The sequence below is a fragment of the Streptomyces sp. NPDC017943 genome, from assembly GCF_044328425.1.
Taxonomy (GTDB): Bacteria; Actinomycetota; Actinomycetes; order Streptomycetales; family Streptomycetaceae; genus Streptomyces; species Streptomyces djakartensis_A.
Genome location: NZ_JBIRHH010000001.1, coordinates 1,070,127 through 1,091,308, shown reverse-complemented (window position 1 = coordinate 1,091,308; position 21,182 = coordinate 1,070,127). Strand labels below are relative to the sequence as shown.

The following is a 21,182-nucleotide window of genomic DNA, read 5'->3' as shown; positions in this document are numbered from 1 at the left end:
ACCACCGCTTCCGCGCAGGTCAGGCGAACGCTCCGGCGCTTGCCTGACCTGCTCGGTTTTTGGCCGCGCATCTATACCCGTTATCGTTGTGCGGTATGCCTGCATCCGGGTGGTCCCCGAGTGCGGGCAGGACCCGAATCGAAAGGACCCGGAGAGCTATGCCTCCCAAGAAGAAGAAGGTCACGGGGCTCATCAAGCTCCAGATCCAGGCCGGTGCCGCCAACCCGGCTCCGCCGGTCGGCCCCGCGCTGGGTCAGCACGGCGTCAACATCATGGAGTTCTGCAAGGCCTACAACGCCGCGACCGAGTCGCAGCGTGGCTGGGTCATCCCGGTGGAGATCACGGTCTACGAGGACCGTTCCTTCACCTTCATCACCAAGACCCCGCCGGCCGCCAAGATGATCCTCAAGGCCGCGGGTGTGGAGAAGGGCTCCGGCGAGCCGCACAAGACCAAGGTCGCCAAGATCACCCAGGCGCAGGTCCGCGAGATCGCCGAGACCAAGATGCCCGACCTCAACGCCAACGACCTGGACGCCGCGTCGAAGATCATCGCCGGCACCGCCCGTTCCATGGGCATCACGGTCGAGGGCTGAGAACCCACCTCGTAGACAGCAGTAGTGGCAGGGCCTGCTCGGCCCGGACCACGACTCCTAAGAATCCCCAGGAGCAGTAGTGAGCAAGCGCAGCAAGTCCCTTCGCGCTGCGGACGCCAAGGTCGACCGGGAGAAGCTCTACGCCCCGCTCGAGGCCGTCCGTCTCGCCAAGGAGACCTCCACGACCAAGTTCGACGGCACCGTCGAGGTCGCCTTCCGTCTGGGTGTCGACCCGCGCAAGGCCGACCAGATGGTCCGTGGCACCGTGAACCTCCCGCACGGCACCGGTAAGACCGCCCGGGTCCTGGTCTTCGCGACCGGTGACCGTGCCGAGGCCGCGCGTGCCGCGGGGGCCGACATCGTCGGCGCCGACGAGCTGATCGACGAGGTGTCGAAGGGCCGTCTGGACTTCGACGCCGTCGTCGCCACCCCGGACCTCATGGGCAAGGTCGGCCGCCTCGGCCGCGTGCTCGGTCCGCGTGGTCTGATGCCGAACCCGAAGACCGGCACCGTCACCCCCGACGTCGCCAAGGCCGTCACCGAGATCAAGGGCGGCAAGATCGAGTTCCGTGTCGACAAGCACGCGAACCTGCACTTCATCATCGGCAAGACGTCGTTCGACGACACCAAGCTGGTGGAGAACTACGGCGCGGCGCTGGAGGAGATCCTCCGTCTGAAGCCGTCCGCCGCCAAGGGTCGCTACATCAAGAAGGCCGCCATCAGCACCACGATGGGCCCCGGCATTCCGGTCGACTCCAACCGCACCCGCAACCTCCTCGTCGAGGAGGACCCGGCTGCGGTCTGAGCCTGAGGCTCACCCAACCGGTCACGGGCCCCGCACCTCCTACAGGTGCGGGGCCCGTTCCCTTTTCCGGTACGTACGCCGGTGGCCTGGGTTAACGTGCGGGAACCGGATGCGAACGGGGGGACGTATGCAGGGCACGACCGTGCGCCGTACGGGACTGGGGCTCGCGGTGGCGACCGCGCTGACGGGGCTTCTGGGCGCCTGCACGTCCCCGGCGCCCTCCGACGGGTCCGGCGAGAGGGGACCCGAGGGCAGGTACCTGACGGCCCTGCGCTCCGCCGAGCGCGCCACCGAGCGCGCCGGGTCCGCCCGGGTGGAGTCCACCACGGCCATGGGCTCGCTGATGTCCATGAGGGCCGACGGCGCCCTCGGCTGGGACGGTGGCATGACCGGCACCCTCACCATCACCTATACCGGCGGCACCGTCGCCGACACCATGCGCCGGCTCGGCAGCGCCTCGATCCAGGCCCGCTACCTGCCCGACGCCTACTACGCGCGCATGAGCGAGAAGTTCGCTGAGAGGACCGGCGGCAAACGCTGGATCCGGTACGCCTACGAGGACCTCGAAGCCCTCACCGGCGGCTCCGGGGCGCATTTCGGCGACCAGATGCGCGGCACGACCCCCGACCAGTCGGTGAAGCTCCTGCTGGCCTCCCGGGACGTCAGGAAGGTCGGCCGGGAGACCGTCCGCGGCCGGGCCGCCACCCACTGGTCGGGCACCGTCGACGCCGACGACGTCACCGACGCCGGCCTGCGCGGGCAGCTCACCGACGCGGGGGTCACCAGTGAGACCCTGGACGTCTGGGTCGACGGGCGGGACCTGCTGGTCAAGAAGGTGGAGAAGGCGCGGACGGCCACGGGCGTGACGACCCAGACCGCGTACTACACCGACTACGGCGTGCCGGTCCGGGCCCAGCGCCCCCCGCGTGCCGACACCGGAGACTTCGAGGACCTCCTGCGCGAGCGCCCTCCTTCCACCCCTTGAGGGCGGATTTGCTTGACGGCGACCCGTTCCCGTACGCTCCTACAGAAGCCAAAGACCGCTGGTCGTTACCGCGCGCTCGCACGAGGGCGTGGTGGCCGAAGGATCCGCTGAACGGCGGACGACCCGCGCAGGTGACACTGGAGAAGCTCCCGGAGTCCGCCGCCCCGTGCGTGTGGAGATCCGGTCGAGCTACGCCCCGTGCGCTTGCGCCGGGGCGTTTCGTTTTCCCCAGTCCTCCTTCGGGTCCGCGCGGTCCGAATCACCCGGAAGGAGGCCGAGGCTCTATGGCGAGGCCCGACAAGGCTGCCGCGGTTGCCGAGCTGACGGACAAGTTCCGCAGCTCCAACGCCGCCGTGCTGACCGAGTACCGCGGTCTCACCGTGGCGCAGCTCAAGACGCTGCGTCGTTCGCTCGGTGAGAACGCCCAGTACGCCGTGGTGAAGAACACGCTGACCAAGATTGCGGCCAACGAGGCCGGGATCACGCTCGAGGACCAGCTCTTCGCTGGCCCGACGGCCGTCGCCTTCGTCACCGGTGACCCGGTGGAGTCGGCGAAGGGTCTTCGTGACTTCGCCAAGGACAACCCGAATCTCATCATCAAGGGCGGTGTCCTTGACGGCAAGGCGCTGTCCGCCGATGAGATCAAGAAGCTTGCGGACCTCGAGTCCCGCGAGGTTCTGCTCTCCAAGCTGGCCGGTGCCATGAAGGGCAAGCAGTCGCAGGCTGCCTCTGTCTTCCAGGCGCTGCCGTCGAAGCTCGTCCGCACCGTGGACGCGCTCCGTGCCAAGCAGGACGAGCAGGGCGGTGCCGAGTAACTCGGCTCGCATCCCGGCCCCCGCTGCCTGAACGCGGAGGCCGTCGCGGGCCAGTAGTACGCCCGCCTCACATGTACATCCGGCACCAGCCGAATTAGTGGAAGGACCGCCATCATGGCGAAGCTGTCTCAGGAAGACCTGCTCGCGCAGTTCGAGGAGATGACCCTCATCGAGCTCTCCGAGTTCGTGAAGGCGTTCGAGGAGAAGTTCGACGTCACCGCCGCCGCGGCCGCCCCGGTCGTCGTCGCCGGTGGTGCCGCTGGTGGCGCCGCCGCCGAGACCGCCGAGGAGAAGGACGAGTTCGACGTCATCCTCACCGGCGCCGGCGACAAGAAGATCCAGGTCATCAAGGTCGTGCGTGAGCTGACCTCCCTGGGTCTGAAGGAGGCCAAGGACCTCGTGGACGGCGCCCCGAAGCCCGTTCTCGAGAAGGTCGCCAAGGACGCCGCCGAGAAGGCCGCCGAGTCCCTCAAGGGCGCCGGCGCCTCCGTCGAGGTCAAGTAAGACCTTCCGGATCCGCCAGGATCCCCGACACGTCCCGCAGGGCGTGTAACGCGCAAGCGTGGAAGAGCGATCATCCATCCGGGTGGTCGCTCTTCGGCGTTCCAGGGGTGCGGCCACGGTTGCCTTGCAGCCTCTGTGGCGGGGGGTATGGTGATCTTCGTCGTGTCTCCGGGCGGCCCCGGTCGGTGGCAGGGGGGCCTTGACGAACCGCACGCAGCGCGCAATTCTCAGGACGCGTCGTCACAAGGATCCGAATCCGAGGCATGGATCGACGACGAAGAGGGCAGTATCAACGTGCGTTGAGAGCAGGACCTTGTCGCAGGAGTGGAACAACGAGGGTGAACACGGGCCTGACAACCCGGACTGGACATCAGTGTGCCAAGTGGCTACACTGACCCTTTGCGCTGCCTGTTAGCTGCCCCCTGCCCGTCACCAGGGGTCTGCCCTCGCCCGAGCATCGATGACAAGACATGCCTGACCTGGCCTTTCGGCCCCCATGGCACAGCTTGTCTCCGTGTACGGGAGAGGGGCCGGTACGCGCGTAGTGAGTCCGAGCCCTCGGAAGGACCCCCTCTTGGCCGCCTCGCGCAACGCCTCGACCGCGAATACGAACAACGCCGCCAGCACTGCCCCGCTGCGCATCTCTTTTGCAAAGATCAAGGAGCCTCTCGAGGTTCCGAACCTGCTCGCGCTGCAGACCGAGAGCTTTGACTGGCTGCTCGGCAACACCGCCTGGCAGAGTCGGGTCGAGGAGGCTCTCGAGAACGGTCAGGACGTCCCCACCAAGTCCGGGCTCGAGGAGATCTTCGAGGAGATCTCCCCGATCGAGGACTTCAGCGGGTCGATGTCGCTGACCTTCCGCGACCACCGCTTCGAGCCGCCGAAGAACTCCATCGACGAGTGCAAGGAGCGCGACTTCACGTACGCGGCCCCGCTCTTCGTCACCGCCGAGTTCACCAACAACGAGACCGGCGAGATCAAGTCCCAGACGGTCTTCATGGGCGACTTCCCGCTCATGACGAACAAGGGCACCTTCGTCATCAACGGCACCGAGCGTGTCGTGGTGTCGCAGCTCGTCCGTTCGCCCGGTGTCTACTTCGACTCCTCCATCGACAAGACGTCCGACAAGGACATCTTCTCCGCCAAGATCATCCCGTCCCGGGGTGCCTGGCTGGAGATGGAGATCGACAAGCGCGACATGGTCGGTGTGCGCATCGACCGCAAGCGCAAGCAGTCCGTCACCGTCCTGCTCAAGGCGCTCGGCTGGACCACCGAGCAGATCCTCGAGGAGTTCGGCGAGTACGAGTCCATGCGCGCCACCCTGGAGAAGGACCACACCCAGGGCCAGGACGACGCGCTGCTCGACATCTACCGCAAGCTGCGTCCGGGCGAGCCCCCCACGCGCGAGGCCGCGCAGACGCTGCTGGAGAACCTCTACTTCAACCCCAAGCGCTACGACCTGGCCAAGGTCGGCCGCTACAAGGTCAACAAGAAGCTGGGTGCGGACGCTCCGCTGGACGCGGGCATCCTGACCGTCGAGGACATCATCTCGACGATCAAGTACCTGGTGAAGCTGCACGCGGGCGAGACCGAGACGGTCGGCGACAGTGGCACGAACATCGTCGTCGAGACCGACGACATCGACCACTTCGGCAACCGCCGCCTGCGCAGCGTCGGCGAGCTCATCCAGAACCAGGTCCGCACGGGCCTGGCGCGTATGGAGCGTGTCGTCCGCGAGCGGATGACGACCCAGGACGTCGAGGCGATCACGCCGCAGACCCTGATCAACATCCGGCCGGTCGTCGCCTCCATCAAGGAGTTCTTCGGCACCAGCCAGCTGTCGCAGTTCATGGACCAGAACAACCCGCTGTCGGGTCTCACCCACAAGCGCCGTCTGTCGGCTCTTGGCCCGGGTGGTCTCTCCCGTGAGCGGGCCGGCTTCGAGGTCCGTGACGTGCACCCCTCGCACTACGGCCGCATGTGCCCGATCGAGACGCCCGAAGGCCCGAACATCGGTCTGATCGGCTCGCTCGCCTCCTACGGCCGGGTCAACGCGTTCGGTTTCGTCGAGACCCCGTACCGCAAGGTCATCGACGGCCAGGTCACCGACGAGGTCGACTACCTGACCGCCGACGAGGAGGACCGCTTCGTCATCGCGCAGGCCAACGCCACGCTCGGCGACGACATGCGCTTCGTCGAGGCCCGCGTGCTGGTCCGCCGCAAGGGCGGCGAGGTCGACTACGTCGGCCCCGAGGACGTGGACTACATGGACGTCTCGCCGCGCCAGATGGTGTCGGTCGCGACCGCCATGATCCCCTTCCTGGAGCACGACGACGCCAACCGTGCCCTCATGGGCGCGAACATGATGCGTCAGGCCGTGCCGCTGATTAAGTCCGAGTCCCCGCTCGTCGGCACCGGCATGGAGTACCGCTCCGCGGTCGACGCCGGCGACGTGGTCAAGGCCGAGAAGCCCGGTGTGGTCCAGGAGGTCTCCGCGGACTACATCACCACCGCCAACGACGACGGCACGTACATCACGTACCGCCTGGCCAAGTTCGCCCGCTCCAACCAGGGCACCTCGGTCAACCAGAAGGTCATCGTCAACGAGGGCGACCGGATCATCGAGGGCCAGGTCCTGGCCGACGGTCCGGCCACCGAGAACGGCGAGATGGCGCTGGGCAAGAACCTGCTCGTGGCGTTCATGCCGTGGGAGGGTCACAACTACGAGGACGCGATCATCCTGTCGCAGCGCCTCGTGCAGGACGACGTCCTCTCCTCGATCCACATCGAGGAGCACGAGGTCGACGCCCGTGACACCAAGCTCGGCCCCGAGGAGATCACCCGGGACATCCCGAACGTCTCCGAGGAGGTCCTCGCCGACCTCGACGAGCGCGGCATCATCCGCATCGGCGCCGAGGTCATCGCCGGCGACATCCTCGTCGGCAAGGTCACGCCCAAGGGCGAGACCGAGCTGACGCCGGAGGAGCGCCTGCTGCGCGCGATCTTCGGTGAGAAGGCCCGTGAGGTCCGTGACACCTCGCTGAAGGTGCCGCACGGCGAGACCGGCAAGGTCATCGGCGTCCGCGTCTTCGACCGCGAGGAGGGCGACGAGCTTCCCCCCGGTGTGAACCAGCTGGTGCGCGTCTACGTCGCGCAGAAGCGCAAGATCACCGACGGTGACAAGCTCGCCGGCCGTCACGGCAACAAGGGCGTCATCTCGAAGATCCTGCCGATCGAGGACATGCCGTTCCTGGAGGACGGCACCCCGGTCGACATCATCCTCAACCCGCTGGGTGTCCCGTCCCGCATGAACCCGGGACAGGTGCTGGAGATCCACCTCGGCTGGCTCGCCAGCCGCGGCTGGGACGTCTCCGGTCTGGCGGAGGAGTGGGCCCAGCGTCTCCAGGCCATCGGCGCCGACCAGGTCGCCCCCGGCACCAACGTCGCGACCCCGGTCTTCGACGGTGCCCGCGAGGACGAGCTGGCCGGTCTGCTGAACCACACCATCCCGAACCGGGACGGCGAGCGCATGGTGCTCCCGACCGGCAAGGCCCGGCTGTTCGACGGCCGCTCCGGCGAGCCGTTCCCGGACCCGATCTCCGTCGGGTACATGTACATCCTCAAGCTGCACCACCTGGTCGACGACAAGCTGCACGCCCGGTCGACCGGTCCGTACTCGATGATCACCCAGCAGCCGCTGGGTGGTAAGGCCCAGTTCGGTGGCCAGCGCTTCGGTGAGATGGAGGTGTGGGCCCTCGAGGCCTACGGCGCCGCGTACGCCCTCCAGGAGCTGCTGACCATCAAGTCCGACGACGTCACCGGCCGCGTGAAGGTCTACGAGGCCATCGTCAAGGGCGAGAACATCCCCGAGCCCGGCATCCCCGAGTCCTTCAAGGTGCTCATCAAGGAGATGCAGTCCCTGTGCCTCAACGTGGAGGTGCTGTCCTCGGACGGCATGTCCATCGAGATGCGCGACACCGACGAGGACGTCTTCCGCGCTGCGGAGGAGCTTGGCATCGACCTGTCCCGGCGCGAGCCGAGCAGCGTCGAAGAGGTCTGACGGGAGTCCGGCGGCCTTCGTCATGAAGGCCGCCGGCCCCAGGACCCCCGTATCAGACCCCATGACTTACAACCCTGAGAGGGATTGACGCATAGTGCTCGACGTCAACTTCTTCGACGAGCTCCGGATCGGTCTGGCCACCGCTGACGACATCCGTCAGTGGAGCCACGGCGAGGTCAAGAAGCCCGAGACCATCAACTACCGCACCCTCAAGCCCGAGAAGGACGGACTCTTCTGCGAGAAGATCTTCGGTCCGACCCGGGACTGGGAGTGCTACTGCGGCAAGTACAAGCGCGTCCGCTTCAAGGGCATCATCTGTGAGCGCTGTGGCGTCGAGGTCACGCGCGCCAAGGTGCGCCGTGAGCGGATGGGCCACATCGAGCTGGCCGCGCCCGTCACGCACATCTGGTACTTCAAGGGTGTCCCGAGCCGGCTGGGCTACCTGCTCGACCTGGCTCCCAAGGACCTCGAGAAGGTCATCTACTTCGCGGCGTACATGATCACGTACGTCGACGAGGAGCGCCGCACGCGCGACCTGCCCTCGCTGGAGGCCCACGTCTCCGTCGAGCGCCAGCAGATCGAGCAGCGCCGCGACGCCGACCTGGAGGCCCGCGCCAAGAAGCTCGAGACCGACCTGGCCGAGCTGGAGGCCGAGGGCGCCAAGGCCGACGTGCGCCGCAAGGTGCGCGAGGGTGCCGAGCGCGAGATGAAGCAGCTGCGCGACCGCGCGCAGCGCGAGATCGACCGCCTCGACGAGGTGTGGAACCGCTTCAAGAACCTCAAGGTCCAGGACCTCGAGGGCGACGAGCTGCTCTACCGCGAGCTGCGTGACCGCTTCGGCACGTACTTCGACGGCTCGATGGGTGCCGCGGCGCTGCAGAAGCGCCTGGAGTCCTTCGACCTCGACGAGGAGGCCGAGAAGCTCCGCGAGATCATCCGCACCGGCAAGGGCCAGAAGAAGACCCGTGCGCTCAAGCGCCTGAAGGTCGTCTCCGCGTTCCTGCAGACCAGCAACAGCCCCAAGGGCATGGTGCTCGACTGCGTGCCGGTCATCCCGCCGGACCTCCGCCCGATGGTGCAGCTGGACGGTGGCCGCTTCGCGACCTCCGACCTGAACGACCTGTACCGCCGTGTGATCAACCGCAACAACCGCCTGAAGCGCCTTCTCGACCTCGGTGCGCCCGAGATCATCGTGAACAACGAGAAGCGCATGCTCCAGGAGGCCGTGGACGCGCTGTTCGACAACGGCCGTCGCGGCCGCCCGGTCACCGGCCCCGGCAACCGCCCGCTGAAGTCCCTCAGCGACATGCTGAAGGGCAAGCAGGGCCGCTTCCGTCAGAACCTGCTCGGCAAGCGCGTGGACTACTCCGCGCGTTCCGTGATCGTCGTCGGTCCGCAGCTGAAGCTGCACCAGTGCGGTCTGCCGAAGGCGATGGCGCTGGAGCTGTTCAAGCCGTTCGTGATGAAGCGCCTGGTCGACCTGAACCACGCGCAGAACATCAAGAGCGCCAAGCGCATGGTCGAGCGCGGCCGCACGGTCGTGTACGACGTGCTGGAAGAGGTCATCGCGGAGCACCCGGTTCTGCTGAACCGTGCGCCCACGCTGCACCGCCTCGGCATCCAGGCCTTCGAGCCGCAGCTGGTCGAGGGCAAGGCCATCCAGATCCACCCGCTCGTCTGCACCGCGTTCAACGCGGACTTCGACGGTGACCAGATGGCCGTGCACCTGCCGCTGTCCGCGGAGGCGCAGGCCGAGGCCCGCATCCTGATGCTGTCCTCGAACAACATCCTCAAGCCGGCCGACGGCCGCCCGGTGACGATGCCGACCCAGGACATGGTCCTCGGTCTGTTCTTCCTCACCACCGACGGCGAGATGCGCGACCTCAAGGGCGAGGGCCGTTCCTTCGCCTCGGTCGCCGAGGCGATCATGGCCTTCGACGCGGGCGAGCTCTCGCTCCAGTCGAAGATCGACGTCCGCTTCCCGGTCGGCACCATCCCGCCGCGCGGCTGGACCCCGCCGGCGCGCGAGGAGGGCGAGCCCGAGTGGCAGCAGGGTGACAGCTTCCGGCTGAACACCACGCTGGGCCGCGCGCTCTTCAACGAGCTGCTGCCCGAGGACTACCCGTTCGTCGACTACGAGGTCGGCAAGAAGCAGCTCTCCGAGATCGTCAACGACCTCGCCGAGCGCTACCCGAAGGTCATCGTGGCGGCGACGCTCGACAACCTGAAGGCGGCCGGCTTCTTCTGGGCGACCCGCTCCGGCGTCACCGTGGCCATCTCCGATGTCGTCGTTCCCGAGGCGAAGAAGGAGATCGTCAAGGGCTACGAGGCGCAGGACGAGAAGGTCCAGAAGCAGTACGAGCGCGGTCTGATCACCAAGGACGAGCGCACGCAGGAGCTCATCGCGATCTGGACCAAGGCGACCAACGAGGTCGCCGAGGCGATGAACGACAACTTCCCGAAGACCAACCCGATCTTCATGATGGTGAACTCGGGTGCACGAGGCAACATGATGCAGATGCGTCAGATCGCCGGTATGCGTGGTCTGGTGTCGAACGCGAAGAACGAGACGATCCCGCGTCCGATCAAGGCGTCGTTCCGTGAGGGCCTGTCCGTGCTGGAGTACTTCATCTCCACGCACGGTGCCCGTAAGGGTCTGGCGGACACCGCTCTGCGTACCGCCGACTCGGGTTACCTCACGCGTCGTCTGGTCGACGTCTCCCAGGACGTCATCATCCGCGAGGAGGACTGCGGCACCGAGCGCGGTCTGCGTCTGAAGATCGCCGACCGGAACGCCGAGGGCACGCTGGTCAAGACGGAGGACGTCGAGACCTCCGTGTACGCGCGCTGCCTCGCCGAGGACATCGTGGTCGACGGTCAGGTCCTGGCCCCGGCCGGCACCGACCTGGGCGACGTCCTCATCGAGGAGCTCGTCTCCCGCGGCGTCGAGGAGGTCAAGACCCGCTCGGTCCTGACCTGCGAGTCCGCCGTCGGCACCTGCGCGATGTGCTACGGCCGTTCGCTGGCCACCGGCAAGCTGGTCGACATCGGTGAGGCGGTCGGCATCATCGCCGCCCAGTCCATCGGTGAGCCCGGCACCCAGCTGACGATGCGTACCTTCCACACCGGTGGTGTGGCCGGTGACGACATCACCCAGGGTCTGCCGCGTGTCGTCGAGCTCTTCGAGGCCCGTACCCCGAAGGGTGTCGCCCCGATCTCCGAGGCCTCCGGCCGCGTGCGGATCGAGGAGACCGAGAAGACCAAGAAGATCGTCATCACGCCGGACGACGGCAGCGACGAGACGGCCTACCCGATCTCGAAGCGCGCCCGTCTCCTGGTCAGCGAGGGCGAGCACGTCGAGGTGGGCCAGAAGCTCACCGTGGGTGCCACCAACCCGCACGACGTGCTGCGCATCCTGGGCCAGCGTGCCGTCCAGGTCCACCTGGTCGGCGAGGTCCAGAAGGTCTACAACTCGCAGGGTGTGTCGATCCACGACAAGCACATCGAGATCATCATCCGGCAGATGCTCCGCCGCGTGACGATCATCGAGTCCGGCGACGCCGAGCTGCTGCCCGGCGAGCTGGTCGAGCGCTCGAAGTTCGAGCACGAGAACCGTCGTGTGGTCCAGGAGGGCGGTCACCCGGCCTCCGGTCGTCCGCAGCTGATGGGTATCACCAAGGCCTCGCTGGCGACGGAATCCTGGCTGTCGGCCGCCTCCTTCCAGGAGACGACCCGAGTCCTGACGGACGCGGCGATCAACGCCAAGTCCGACAGCCTCATCGGCCTCAAGGAGAACGTCATCATCGGTAAGCTCATCCCGGCCGGTACGGGTCTGTCCCGCTACCGCAACATCCGGGTCGAGCCGACCGAGGAGGCCAAGGCCGCGATGTACTCGGCCGTCGGCTACGACGACATCGACTACTCGCCGTTCGGCACGGGCTCCGGCCAGGCCGTTCCGCTGGAGGACTACGACTACGGTCCGTACAACCAGTAAGCGAGTCGCTTGAGCCAAGGGCGGTCACCCTCCGGGGTGGCCGCCCTTCGGCGTTCCCGGACGGCGCACGCGCCCTTGTGAGGGCCTCCGGCGGACCGCGTGCGCCCCCGGCGCTGCGCCGGGGCCGGTGGCCGACACGCCGTCCTGGGTGGGGACGCACCGGTGCCGGAACGGGGTGTTCGGCGCATCATGGAAGGACTTGGGCCCCGGGGAGGTGCTCCGTGTCGCAGCCGCACTATCCGGCCTGGCAGCCCTGGCAGGGCGCCGGCGGACCGTCGACCATGCTCGCCTCGCACGCCGACCGGGAGCGGGCCGTGGACGTGCTCAGAGCCGGGTACGGCGAGGGGCGGATGGAGCGCGAGGAGTTCGAGAAGCGGGTCGCACGGGCCTACGGGGCCCGCACGGTGGGGGAGCTGGCGCTGCTCGTCGCCGATCTGCCGCAGGGGCCGCTGGCGCAGCCGGCCGGCGTGATGCCCGTGCCGCGCACGTTCGTGGCCGCGCCGCGGCCGCGGACGAACGGGAAGGCGGTCGCGGCCGGCGTGTGCGGGCTGCTGTGCGTGCCTACGATGGGTCTGACCGGCATCCCGGCGGTCGTGCTCGGGCACGTGGCGCGGGCCGAGATCCGCAGTCGCGGTGAGCTGGGGGAGGGGCTGGCGCTGACCGGGATCGTGCTGGGGTGGTTGTCCACGGCAGGCTGGGCACTCGTCCTGGTGTTGCTCACGGTGGTCTCCGCCCTGGCGGCCTGACGGGTCCGCCGGGTCGACCGTCCGCCGTCGAATTGAAGATCGTCGAGGGCCGAGGGTCTTGACATGCTCCGCATGGCGATGCGGGCGGTGCCCATTTGTTTTGACCGCAGCGAATGCGGTAGGTACGCTCAGACCTTGTGCCTGGGGTGTGCCCTGGCTCTCGTGCGTGCCATCAACCGCACAGCGAGCTGACACCGGCCACCGCAATCCGCGCTTGATCCCGCCTGGCGGCAGGGGTCCGCGGGATGCGACACACCCGACCGCGTGGGTCGGCGACGTTCCAGGTTAGCTTCACCAATCGGCACACAGAAACCGGAGAAGTAGTGCCTACGATCCAGCAGCTGGTCCGCAAGGGCCGGCAGGACAAGGTCGAGAAGAACAAGACGCCCGCACTCGAGGGTTCCCCTCAGCGTCGCGGCGTCTGCACGCGTGTGTTCACGACCACCCCGAAGAAGCCGAACTCGGCCCTGCGTAAGGTCGCGCGTGTGCGTCTGACCAGCGGGATCGAGGTCACTGCTTACATTCCGGGTGAGGGACACAACCTGCAGGAGCACTCCATCGTGCTCGTGCGCGGCGGCCGTGTGAAGGACCTGCCGGGTGTTCGCTACAAGATCATCCGCGGCTCGCTCGACACCCAGGGTGTCAAGAACCGCAAGCAGGCCCGCAGCCGCTACGGCGCCAAGAAGGAGAAGTAAGAATGCCTCGTAAGGGCCCCGCCCCGAAGCGCCCGGTCATCATCGACCCGGTCTACGGTTCTCCTCTGGTGACGTCGCTCATCAACAAGGTGCTGCTGAACGGCAAGCGCTCCACCGCCGAGCGCATCGTCTACGGTGCCATGGAGGGTCTGCGTGAGAAGACGGGCAACGACCCGATCATCACGCTGAAGCGCGCGCTGGAGAACATCAAGCCGACCCTCGAGGTCAAGTCCCGCCGTGTCGGTGGTGCGACGTACCAGGTCCCGATCGAGGTCAAGCCCGGTCGCGCCAACACGCTCGCGCTGCGCTGGCTGGTCGGTTACTCCCGCGCCCGTCGCGAGAAGACCATGACCGAGCGTCTGCTCAACGAGCTTCTCGACGCCTCCAACGGCCTCGGTGCCGCTGTGAAGAAGCGCGAGGACACCCACAAGATGGCCGAGTCCAACAAGGCCTTCGCGCACTACCGCTGGTAGTCGCTACCCACATCGAGACCGAGAGAAGACTGAAGCCTTATGGCTACCACTTCACTTGACCTGGCCAAGGTCCGCAACATCGGGATCATGGCCCACATCGACGCGGGCAAGACGACCACCACCGAGCGGATCCTGTTCTACACCGGTGTGTCTTACAAGATCGGTGAGGTCCACGACGGCGCTGCCACCATGGACTGGATGGAGCAGGAGCAGGAGCGTGGCATCACGATCACGTCTGCTGCGACCACCTGTCACTGGCCGCTCGAGGACAACGACTACACCATCAACATCATCGACACCCCGGGTCACGTCGACTTCACCGTCGAGGTGGAGCGCTCCCTGCGCGTGCTCGACGGTGCCGTGACGGTGTTCGACGGTGTCGCCGGTGTGGAGCCGCAGTCCGAGACGGTGTGGCGTCAGGCCGACCGCTACGGCGTGCCGCGTATCTGCTTCGTCAACAAGCTGGACCGTACCGGCGCCGAGTTCCACCGCTGCGTGGACATGATCTCGGACCGCCTGGGCGCGCAGCCGCTGGTCATGCAGCTGCCGATCGGTGCGGAGGCGGACTTCAAGGGCGTCATCGACCTCGTGACGATGAAGGCCCTGGTCTGGTCGGCCGAGGCGACCAAGGGCGAGATGTACGACACCGTCGACATCCCGGACACCCACGCCGAGGCTGCCGAGGAGTACCGCGGCAAGCTGCTCGAGGCCGTCGCCGAGAACGACGAAGAGCTGATGGAGCTGTACCTGGAGGGCACCGAGCCCACCGTGGAGCAGCTCTACGCCGCGATCCGTCGCATCACCATCGCGTCCGGCAAGGGCGACGGCGTCACCGTCACCCCCGTCTTCTGCGGCACCGCGTTCAAGAACAAGGGCGTCCAGCCCCTGCTCGACGCGGTCGTGCGTTACCTGCCCACCCCGCTCGACGTCGAGGCCATCGAGGGCCACGACGTCAAGGACCCGGAGCAGGTCATCTCCCGCAAGCCGTCGGAGGACGAGCCCCTCGCGGCCCTGGCGTTCAAGATCATGAGCGACCCGCACCTCGGCAAGCTCACCTTCGTCCGCGTGTACTCCGGCCGTCTGGAGTCCGGCACCCAGGTGCTGAACTCCGTGAAGGGCAAGAAGGAGCGCATCGGCAAGATCTACCGCATGCACGCCAACAAGCGTGAGGAGATCGAGTCGGTGGGCGCCGGCGACATCGTCGCCGTCATGGGCCTGAAGCAGACCACCACCGGTGAGACGCTGTCCGACGACAAGAACCCGGTGATCCTGGAGTCCATGGACTTCCCGGCGCCGGTCATCCAGGTCGCCATCGAGCCCAAGTCGAAGGGCGACCAGGAGAAGCTCGGCGTCGCGATCCAGCGCCTGGCCGAGGAGGACCCGTCGTTCCAGGTCCACTCGGACGAGGAGACCGGCCAGACCATCATCGGCGGTATGGGCGAGCTGCACCTCGAGGTGCTGGTCGACCGCATGCGCCGTGAGTTCAAGGTCGAGGCCAACGTCGGCAAGCCGCAGGTCGCCTACCGCGAGACGATCCGCAAGGCCGTCGAGAAGGTCGAGTTCACCCACAAGAAGCAGACGGGTGGTACCGGCCAGTTCGCTCGCGTCATCATCGCGATCGAGCCGATCGAGGGCGGCGACGCCTCGTACGAGTTCATCAACAAGGTGACCGGTGGCCGTGTGCCGAAGGAGTACATCCCTTCGGTGGACGCCGGTGCGCAGGAGGCCATGCAGTTCGGCATCCTCGCCGGCTACGAGATGACCGGCGTCCGCGTGACGCTGCTCGACGGCGCCTACCACGAGGTGGACTCCTCCGAGCTCGCGTTCAAGATCGCCGGTTCGCAGGCCTTCAAGGAGGCCGCGCGCAAGGCCAGCCCCGTACTGCTCGAGCCGATGATGGCCGTCGAGGTCACCACGCCCGAGGACTACATGGGTGAGGTCATCGGCGACATCAACTCCCGCCGTGGCCAGATCCAGGCCATGGAGGAGCGGGCCGGTGCCCGCGTCGTGAAGGGCCTCGTGCCCCTCTCGGAGATGTTCGGTTACGTCGGCGACCTGCGCAGCAAGACGTCCGGCCGTGCGAGCTACTCCATGCAGTTCGACTCCTACGCCGAGGTTCCCCGGAACGTCGCCGAGGAGATCATCGCGAAGGCCAAGGGCGAGTAACGCACCGCGTCTACACGCCGTAGGCTTGACTCCGGAGCCTTGAGGGGCATTCCGCCGCAATCGTGGTGAGAATGCCCCGAGGCCCGGGCTTTCCAGCAAAGATCACCTGGCGCCGATGAAGTAAGGCGTACCAGAACCACTCCCAGGAGGACCCCAGTGGCGAAGGCGAAGTTCGAGCGGACTAAGCCGCACGTCAACATCGGCACCATCGGTCACATCGACCACGGTAAGACGACCCTCACGGCCGCCATTACCAAGGTGCTGCACGACGCGTACCCGGACCTGAACGAGGCCTCGGCCTTCGACCAGATCGACAAGGCTCCTGAGGAGCGCCAGCGCGGTATCACCATCTCCATCGCGCACGTCGAGTACCAGACCGAGACGCGTCACTACGCCCACGTCGACTGCCCCGGTCACGCGGACTACATCAAGAACATGATCACGGGTGCCGCGCAGATGGACGGCGCCATCCTCGTGGTCGCCGCCACCGACGGCCCGATGCCGCAGACCAAGGAGCACGTGCTCCTGGCCCGCCAGGTCGGCGTTCCGTACATCGTCGTCGCCCTGAACAAGGCCGACATGGTGGACGACGAGGAGATCCTGGAGCTCGTCGAGCTCGAGGTCCGTGAGCTCCTCTCCGAGTACGAGTTCCCGGGCGACGACCTGCCGGTCGTCAAGGTCTCGGCGCTCAAGGCCCTCGAGGGCGACAAGGAGTGGGGCAACTCCGTCCTCGAGCTCATGAAGGCCGTGGACGAGAACATCCCGCAGCCCGAGCGTGACGTCGACAAGCCGTTCCTCATGCCGATCGAGGACGTCTTCACGATCACCGGTCGCGGTACGGTCGTCACCGGCCGTATCGAGCGTGGTGTCCTGAAGGTCAACGAGACCGTCGACATCGTGGGCATCAAGCAGGAGAAGACCACCACCACGGTCACCGGCATCGAGATGTTCCGCAAGCTGCTCGACGAGGGCCAGGCCGGTGAGAACGTCGGTCTGCTCCTCCGTGGCATCAAGCGCGAGGACGTCGAGCGCGGCCAGGTCATCATCAAGCCGGGCTCGGTCACCCCGCACACCGAGTTCGAGGCGCAGGCCTACATCCTGTCCAAGGACGAGGGTGGCCGCCACACGCCGTTCTTCAACAACTACCGCCCGCAGTTCTACTTCCGCACGACGGACGTGACCGGCGTGGTGACCCTCCCCGAGGGCACCGAGATGGTCATGCCGGGTGACAACACCGAGATGAAGGTGGAGCTCATCCAGCCCGTCGCCATGGAAGAGGGCCTGAAGTTCGCCATCCGCGAGGGTGGCCGGACCGTGGGCGCCGGCCAGGTCACCAAGATCAACAAGTAAGTCCCCGGACTGACTTGAGGGTCCACTGACCTGAGTGGCTCGAAGGGGCCCGTACGACTTCGGTCGTACGGGCCCCTTTGCCGTGTCCGGCGGTGCTGGTGCGGGTCAGGAGGTCAGCCGCGCGTCCACTTCTGGTTGGCGGCGCCGGTGCACGTCCAGATCTGCAGCGGGGTGCCGTCGGCCGCGGAGTTGCCCTTGGCGTCCAGGCACTTGTCCGCGCCGACGTTGACCAGGTCCCGCGCGGCGGTGTGGACCCACTGCTGGGCCTTGGTGCCGTTGCAGGTGTAGAGCTGGACCGCCGCCCCGTCGGCGGTGGAGCCGCCGCGCACGTCGAGGCACTTGCCGAGGGCGCGCACGGTGCCGTCGCCGCCGAGGGTCCACTTCTGGGCGTCGACTCCGGTGCAGTCGTGCAGCTGGACGGGCGTCCCGTCGGCGGTCGAGGCGCCGGCGACGTCGGCGCACATGCCGCCGATGCCCTTGAGGGCACCGGTCGCGCCGCCGGAGCCGCCCTGCGCCCCGTCGGACGTCGAGACGCGGACGTAGTCCACGGTCATCGTCTGCGGGAAGCGGGTGTTCGCGTCCGGGCTGCCGGGCCAGTTGCCGCCGACGGCGAGGTTGAGGATCAGGAAGAACGGGTGGTCGTAGACCCACTTCTTGCCGCCCAGGTCGGCCGGCGTCCGGGTCTGGTACGTGTGTCCGTCGACGGACCAGGTGATCTTCCCCGGGGTCCAGTCGACGGCGAAGACGTGGAAGTCGTCGGCGAAGGCCCGGCCGCCCGGGAGCGTGTACGCCGCGCCGATGCCGCCGCTGCCCGAGTAGCCGGGGCCGTGCAGGGTGCCGTGGACGGCGCCGGGCTCGTAGCCGACGTTCTCCATGATGTCGATCTCGCCGCTGTCCGGCCATCCGACACTGCCCAGGTCGTTGCCGAGCATCCAGAACGCCGGCCACATGCCCTGGCCGCGGGGCACCTTGATGCGGGCCTCGAAGTGCCCGTACGCCTGCGTGAAGGTCCGGGCGGTGTTCAGGCGGGCGGAGGTGTACTGGCAGCTGCCGTACCAGCACTGGAGACCGGGGTCGGTGTTCTTGCGGGCGGTGATGACGAGGTTGCCCTGGCCGTCGAGGGCAACGTTGTCGCGACGGTTCGTGTAGTACTGGAGCTCGTTGTTGCCGTTGCCCGAGCCGCCGGTCTCCACGGTCCACTTGGCCGGGTCCGGGGCGCTCCCGGCGGCGCCGTCGAACTCGTCCGACCAGGTCGCCGCGGTGGTCGCGGCGTCGGCCCGGCCGGCGGCGGGGCCGACCGCGGTCAGGGTGAAGGCGGCGGCGACGGAGGCGCAGACCAGCGGGACGAGCCCGCCGAGCGTCCACCGGCGTGTGCGATGAGCAGCCATGGCTGAACACACCTTGTCTGTGGGGGATGGGGGGAGTGGGCCGACGCTGCCGGCCGTGCAGGGATGCTACGAACGGTTCACCGCACAACCAACTGCCCGTTTGGTCCGGCAACACCGCCTGAACTGCGACGAGTTGGCGCCGGTCGATCGCCCTCCGCTTGGCTTAAGTCCTGCTTAAGGCTGTGTTAGGGATGCGGGCACCGCTCAGAGGTCGAGTTCCGCCCAGACCGTCTTGCGGGGCGGGAGCCCGCGGGCGACACCCCAGCGGTCGGCCAGCGCGTCGACCAGGAGCAGACCGCGGCCCGACTCGGCCTCACCGTCGACGGGTGGGCTCTGCGGCAGCCGGTCACCGCGCGTGTCCGTCACCTCGATGCGCAGGGTGCGGCCGACGACGTAGAGCAGCAGGCCGAAGTCGCGCCCCGCGACCCGGCCGTGCGTGGCGGCGTTGGCGGCCAGTTCGGCGACGACCTGCGCGGCCCGGTCCGACGGCAGCCCCCAGGTGCGCAGCTGCTCGGTCGCGAGGAGGCGCGCGAGGCGGGCGCCGCGCGGAGTGGGGGAGAGCCGGAGGTCGAAATGGCGCAGGGGCGTGCCGGGGCGGGCTTCGGTGGAGTTGTGCTTCACGGCCCTCAGCGTGGCCGTCCCCGCGTACCGTGAACAGTGACTCAGCGGGTGCGTACGGTCACTGTCCGGAGCTTGTCCGGCGGTGTCCGGGCTGTCGGCACCGGGCGCGCGGGTAGGGCGCCGGGGCGGGGGGCGTACGACGGAAGGGTGGGCGATGACGGCCGAGGCGGCGGACACGGGGCGGCTCAGCACCGAGGGGGACGAGCCCGGGTGGGAGGTCGACCCCGACGACGAGTGGGGTGTCGCGGTGATCGCCACGGTGGGGCGGCAGCTGAAGCTGCGCCGGGAGGGGGCGGGCATGCGGGCCGCCGCGTTCGGCACGGCGGTCGGCTACGGCGAGGACATGGTCTACAAGGTCGAGGGCGGCAAGCGGATCCCCCGGCAGGACTACCTCGTCCGGGCCGACGAGGTGCTCGGGGCGGGTGGGCTGATCGCGGCGACCTGGGAGGACGTCAAACGGGTCCGCTACCCCAAGAGGGTGCGGGAACTGGCCAAGCTGGAGGAGCAGGCCGTGGAGATCGGGGTGTACGAGTGCATCAGCGTCGCCGGGCTGTTGCAGACCCCGGAGCACGCGCGGGCCCTGTTCGAGTCGTGGCAACCGGCGTACTCGCCTGACGAGGTGGAGCGGCTGGTGGCGGCCCGCATGGCTCGGCAGGCCGTGCTCGAGCGGTCGCCGGCTCCGTCGTTCAGCTTCGTCCAGGAGGAGGCCACGCTGAGGCGCCCGGTCGGGGGCACAATGGTCTGGCGTCGGCAGCTCGAACGTCTGCTGGAGGTGGGGCAGTTGCGCCATGTCAGGCTCCAGGTGATGCCGACGAGCAGCGAGGCGCACCCGGGCCTGAACGGCAGGATCGAGGTGCTGAAGTTCGCGGACGGCACTGCGGTCGGACGCTCCGACGGCGCTTTCAGCGGCCGGCCGAGCACGGAAGCGAAGCAGGTCCGCATCCTGGAGCTGCGCTATGGCACCATCCGGGCGCAGGCCCTTCCGCCACGCGAGTCGCTGGCCTTCATCGAGCAACTGCTGGGAGAGACATGATCGGCACCGCTGAACCGGCGTGGTTCAAGAGCAGCTACAGCAGTGGCCCCGACGGCGATTCCTGCGTCGAGATCGCGATAGCCCCCGGTACCGTCCACGTCCGGGACTCCAAGCACGCGCAGGGCGATCGGCTGGGCCTCTCCGCCGCGGCCTGGGCCGGATTCCTGGCCGGGGTGCCGCACCTGGAGCGCCCCGGCCGCTGACGCACCGGCCCCGCGGTTTGAGTTACGTCACTCCCGGGGTACTCTCTCCGGCTCGATTAGCGTCGGGCCTGCCCCATATGGCAGACTGTCCGAGTTGCTCGGTCGAGTGTTGATGCTGCGCGCCTCCCGCCGGGAGGACCGGAAGCGAGTCCCACAGTACTCGTCGCCCTAACTGCCTCACGGCAGCGCTGGGGCGGACGTACGGGAATCTTCCGGGAAGTGTATGCGCGGCACCGGCCAGGCACCCGGTGGGCCTTCGCCCCCGGCCTGCGGTTCCGGAAGGGCCGTGTGCATTCCCAGCAGGGATGTTCGAACAAGGGACATCTGTGTCAGCGGGAGCGCGACACGCCCGACCGCGTGGGTCGGAGGAACGGAGGCAGCAGAAGGAATCCGCCGGGTTCCAGAGCGTAAGAGAGACAGGACTACTGAGTAGCCATGGCGGGACAGAAGATCCGCATCCGGCTCAAGGCCTACGACCACGAGGTCATCGACTCCTCGGCGAAGAAGATCGTCGAGACGGTGACTCGCACTGGTGCGTCGGTCGCGGGCCCGGTGCCGCTGCCCACTGAGAAGAACGTGTACTGCGTCATCAAGTCGCCGCACAAGTACAAGGACTCGCGCGAGCACTTCGAGATGCGCACGCACAAGCGCCTGATCGACATCCTCGACCCCACCCCCAAGACCGTTGACTCTCTGATGCGACTCGACCTCCCGGCCGGTGTCGACATCGAGATCAAGCTCTGAGGCCGGT

At 67.7% G+C, this 21,182-nt stretch carries 17 protein-coding genes; 15 read left to right on the top strand and 2 right to left on the bottom strand.

The genetic code is table 11. The annotated features are described in order from the left end of the window. Positions 1-158: 158 nt before the first annotated feature. The 12 genes from rplK to tuf all read left to right on the top strand — a co-directional run bounded on the left by rplK (position 159) and on the right by tuf (position 17,186). Positions 159-593, top strand: a complete 435-nt coding sequence (rplK, locus tag ACH4C6_RS04850; RefSeq protein WP_093613725.1) for a 50S ribosomal protein L11 — start codon at positions 159-161, stop codon at positions 591-593. 79 nt (positions 594-672) lie between these two features. Beyond that, entirely contained in the window at positions 673-1,398 is a 726-nt protein-coding gene (gene rplA, locus ACH4C6_RS04845) for a 50S ribosomal protein L1 (RefSeq protein WP_234849665.1), read from the top strand. Positions 1,399-1,525: 127 nt separating this feature from the next. Beyond that, on the top strand, positions 1,526-2,383 hold the full coding sequence (locus ACH4C6_RS04840; protein WP_398107051.1) for a hypothetical protein: 858 nt from the start codon (positions 1,526-1,528) through the stop codon (positions 2,381-2,383). Between the two features lie 284 nt (positions 2,384-2,667). Next, on the top strand, positions 2,668-3,198 hold the full coding sequence (rplJ, locus tag ACH4C6_RS04835; RefSeq protein WP_094054440.1) for a 50S ribosomal protein L10: 531 nt from the start codon (positions 2,668-2,670) through the stop codon (positions 3,196-3,198). A gap of 114 nt (positions 3,199-3,312) precedes the next feature. Next, positions 3,313-3,702 carry a 50S ribosomal protein L7/L12 gene (gene rplL / locus ACH4C6_RS04830; protein WP_398107050.1) on the top strand — a complete coding sequence of 130 codons (390 nt, stop codon included), beginning with the start codon at positions 3,313-3,315 and terminating at the stop codon, positions 3,700-3,702. Between the two features lie 574 nt (positions 3,703-4,276). Next, positions 4,277-7,762 carry a DNA-directed RNA polymerase subunit beta gene (rpoB, locus tag ACH4C6_RS04825; RefSeq protein ID WP_398107049.1) on the top strand — a complete coding sequence of 1,162 codons (3,486 nt, stop codon included), beginning with the start codon at positions 4,277-4,279 and terminating at the stop codon, positions 7,760-7,762. Between the two features lie 94 nt (positions 7,763-7,856). Beyond that, positions 7,857-11,756, top strand: a complete 3,900-nt coding sequence (locus ACH4C6_RS04820) for a DNA-directed RNA polymerase subunit beta' (RefSeq protein ID WP_398107048.1) — start codon at positions 7,857-7,859, stop codon at positions 11,754-11,756. A 221-nt stretch (positions 11,757-11,977) separates the two neighbouring features. Continuing rightward, positions 11,978-12,502, top strand: coding sequence for a DUF1707 and DUF4190 domain-containing protein (locus ACH4C6_RS04815; RefSeq protein WP_398107047.1), 525 nt, complete (start codon positions 11,978-11,980; stop codon positions 12,500-12,502). Between the two features lie 323 nt (positions 12,503-12,825). After that, a complete protein-coding gene (gene rpsL, locus ACH4C6_RS04810) occupies positions 12,826-13,197 on the top strand; it encodes a 30S ribosomal protein S12 (protein WP_003948652.1) in 372 nt (123 codons plus the stop codon). A gap of 2 nt (positions 13,198-13,199) precedes the next feature. Beyond that, the gene (rpsG, locus tag ACH4C6_RS04805) at positions 13,200-13,670 is read left to right on the top strand and encodes a 30S ribosomal protein S7 (protein ID WP_003992340.1); all 471 of its coding nucleotides are present in this window, start codon (positions 13,200-13,202) and stop codon (positions 13,668-13,670) included. Between the two features lie 39 nt (positions 13,671-13,709). Further along, positions 13,710-15,836 carry an elongation factor G gene (gene fusA / locus ACH4C6_RS04800; RefSeq protein ID WP_398107046.1) on the top strand — a complete coding sequence of 709 codons (2,127 nt, stop codon included), beginning with the start codon at positions 13,710-13,712 and terminating at the stop codon, positions 15,834-15,836. Positions 15,837-15,992: 156 nt separating this feature from the next. Next, positions 15,993-17,186: an elongation factor Tu gene (gene tuf, locus ACH4C6_RS04795; protein WP_030839706.1), complete on the top strand. Its 1,194-nt coding sequence runs from the start codon at positions 15,993-15,995 to the stop codon at positions 17,184-17,186. 113 nt (positions 17,187-17,299) lie between these two features. On the opposite strand, the gene ACH4C6_RS04790 is transcribed toward tuf, so the two are convergent. Beyond that, positions 17,300-18,574, bottom strand: coding sequence for a family 16 glycosylhydrolase (locus ACH4C6_RS04790; protein ID WP_398107045.1), 1,275 nt, complete (start codon positions 18,572-18,574; stop codon positions 17,300-17,302). A gap of 204 nt (positions 18,575-18,778) precedes the next feature. Further along, positions 18,779-19,195: an ATP-binding protein gene (locus ACH4C6_RS04785; RefSeq protein WP_398107044.1), complete on the bottom strand. Its 417-nt coding sequence runs from the start codon at positions 19,193-19,195 to the stop codon at positions 18,779-18,781. A gap of 154 nt (positions 19,196-19,349) precedes the next feature. On the opposite strand from ACH4C6_RS04785, the gene ACH4C6_RS04780 reads away from it, so the two are divergent. From ACH4C6_RS04780 to rpsJ, 3 genes are all read left to right on the top strand, one after another. After that, positions 19,350-20,228, top strand: coding sequence for a helix-turn-helix domain-containing protein (locus ACH4C6_RS04780; RefSeq protein ID WP_398107043.1), 879 nt, complete (start codon positions 19,350-19,352; stop codon positions 20,226-20,228). Beyond that, the gene (locus ACH4C6_RS04775) at positions 20,225-20,431 is read left to right on the top strand and encodes a DUF397 domain-containing protein (protein WP_398107042.1); all 207 of its coding nucleotides are present in this window, start codon (positions 20,225-20,227) and stop codon (positions 20,429-20,431) included. The genes ACH4C6_RS04780 and ACH4C6_RS04775 overlap by 4 nt, the downstream gene beginning before the upstream one ends. Before the next feature lie 435 nt (positions 20,432-20,866). Further along, positions 20,867-21,175, top strand: a complete 309-nt coding sequence (gene rpsJ, locus ACH4C6_RS04770; RefSeq protein WP_003948644.1) for a 30S ribosomal protein S10 — start codon at positions 20,867-20,869, stop codon at positions 21,173-21,175. Positions 21,176-21,182: the final 7 nt, after the last annotated feature.

Coding starts and splice junctions, on each gene's coding strand:
- rplK (WP_093613725.1), top strand. CDS start 159: ATGCCTCCCAAGAAGAAGAAGGTCACGGGGCTCATCAAGCTCCAGATC.
- ACH4C6_RS04840 (WP_398107051.1), top strand. CDS start 1,526: ATGCAGGGCACGACCGTGCGCCGTACGGGACTGGGGCTCGCGGTGGCG.
- rplJ (WP_094054440.1), top strand. CDS start 2,668: ATGGCGAGGCCCGACAAGGCTGCCGCGGTTGCCGAGCTGACGGACAAG.
- rplL (WP_398107050.1), top strand. CDS start 3,313: ATGGCGAAGCTGTCTCAGGAAGACCTGCTCGCGCAGTTCGAGGAGATG.
- rpsG (WP_003992340.1), top strand. CDS start 13,200: ATGCCTCGTAAGGGCCCCGCCCCGAAGCGCCCGGTCATCATCGACCCG.
- fusA (WP_398107046.1), top strand. CDS start 13,710: ATGGCTACCACTTCACTTGACCTGGCCAAGGTCCGCAACATCGGGATC.
- ACH4C6_RS04790 (WP_398107045.1), bottom strand. CDS start 18,574: ATGGCTGCTCATCGCACACGCCGGTGGACGCTCGGCGGGCTCGTCCCG.
- ACH4C6_RS04780 (WP_398107043.1), top strand. CDS start 19,350: ATGACGGCCGAGGCGGCGGACACGGGGCGGCTCAGCACCGAGGGGGAC.
- ACH4C6_RS04775 (WP_398107042.1), top strand. CDS start 20,225: ATGATCGGCACCGCTGAACCGGCGTGGTTCAAGAGCAGCTACAGCAGT.
- rpsJ (WP_003948644.1), top strand. CDS start 20,867: ATGGCGGGACAGAAGATCCGCATCCGGCTCAAGGCCTACGACCACGAG.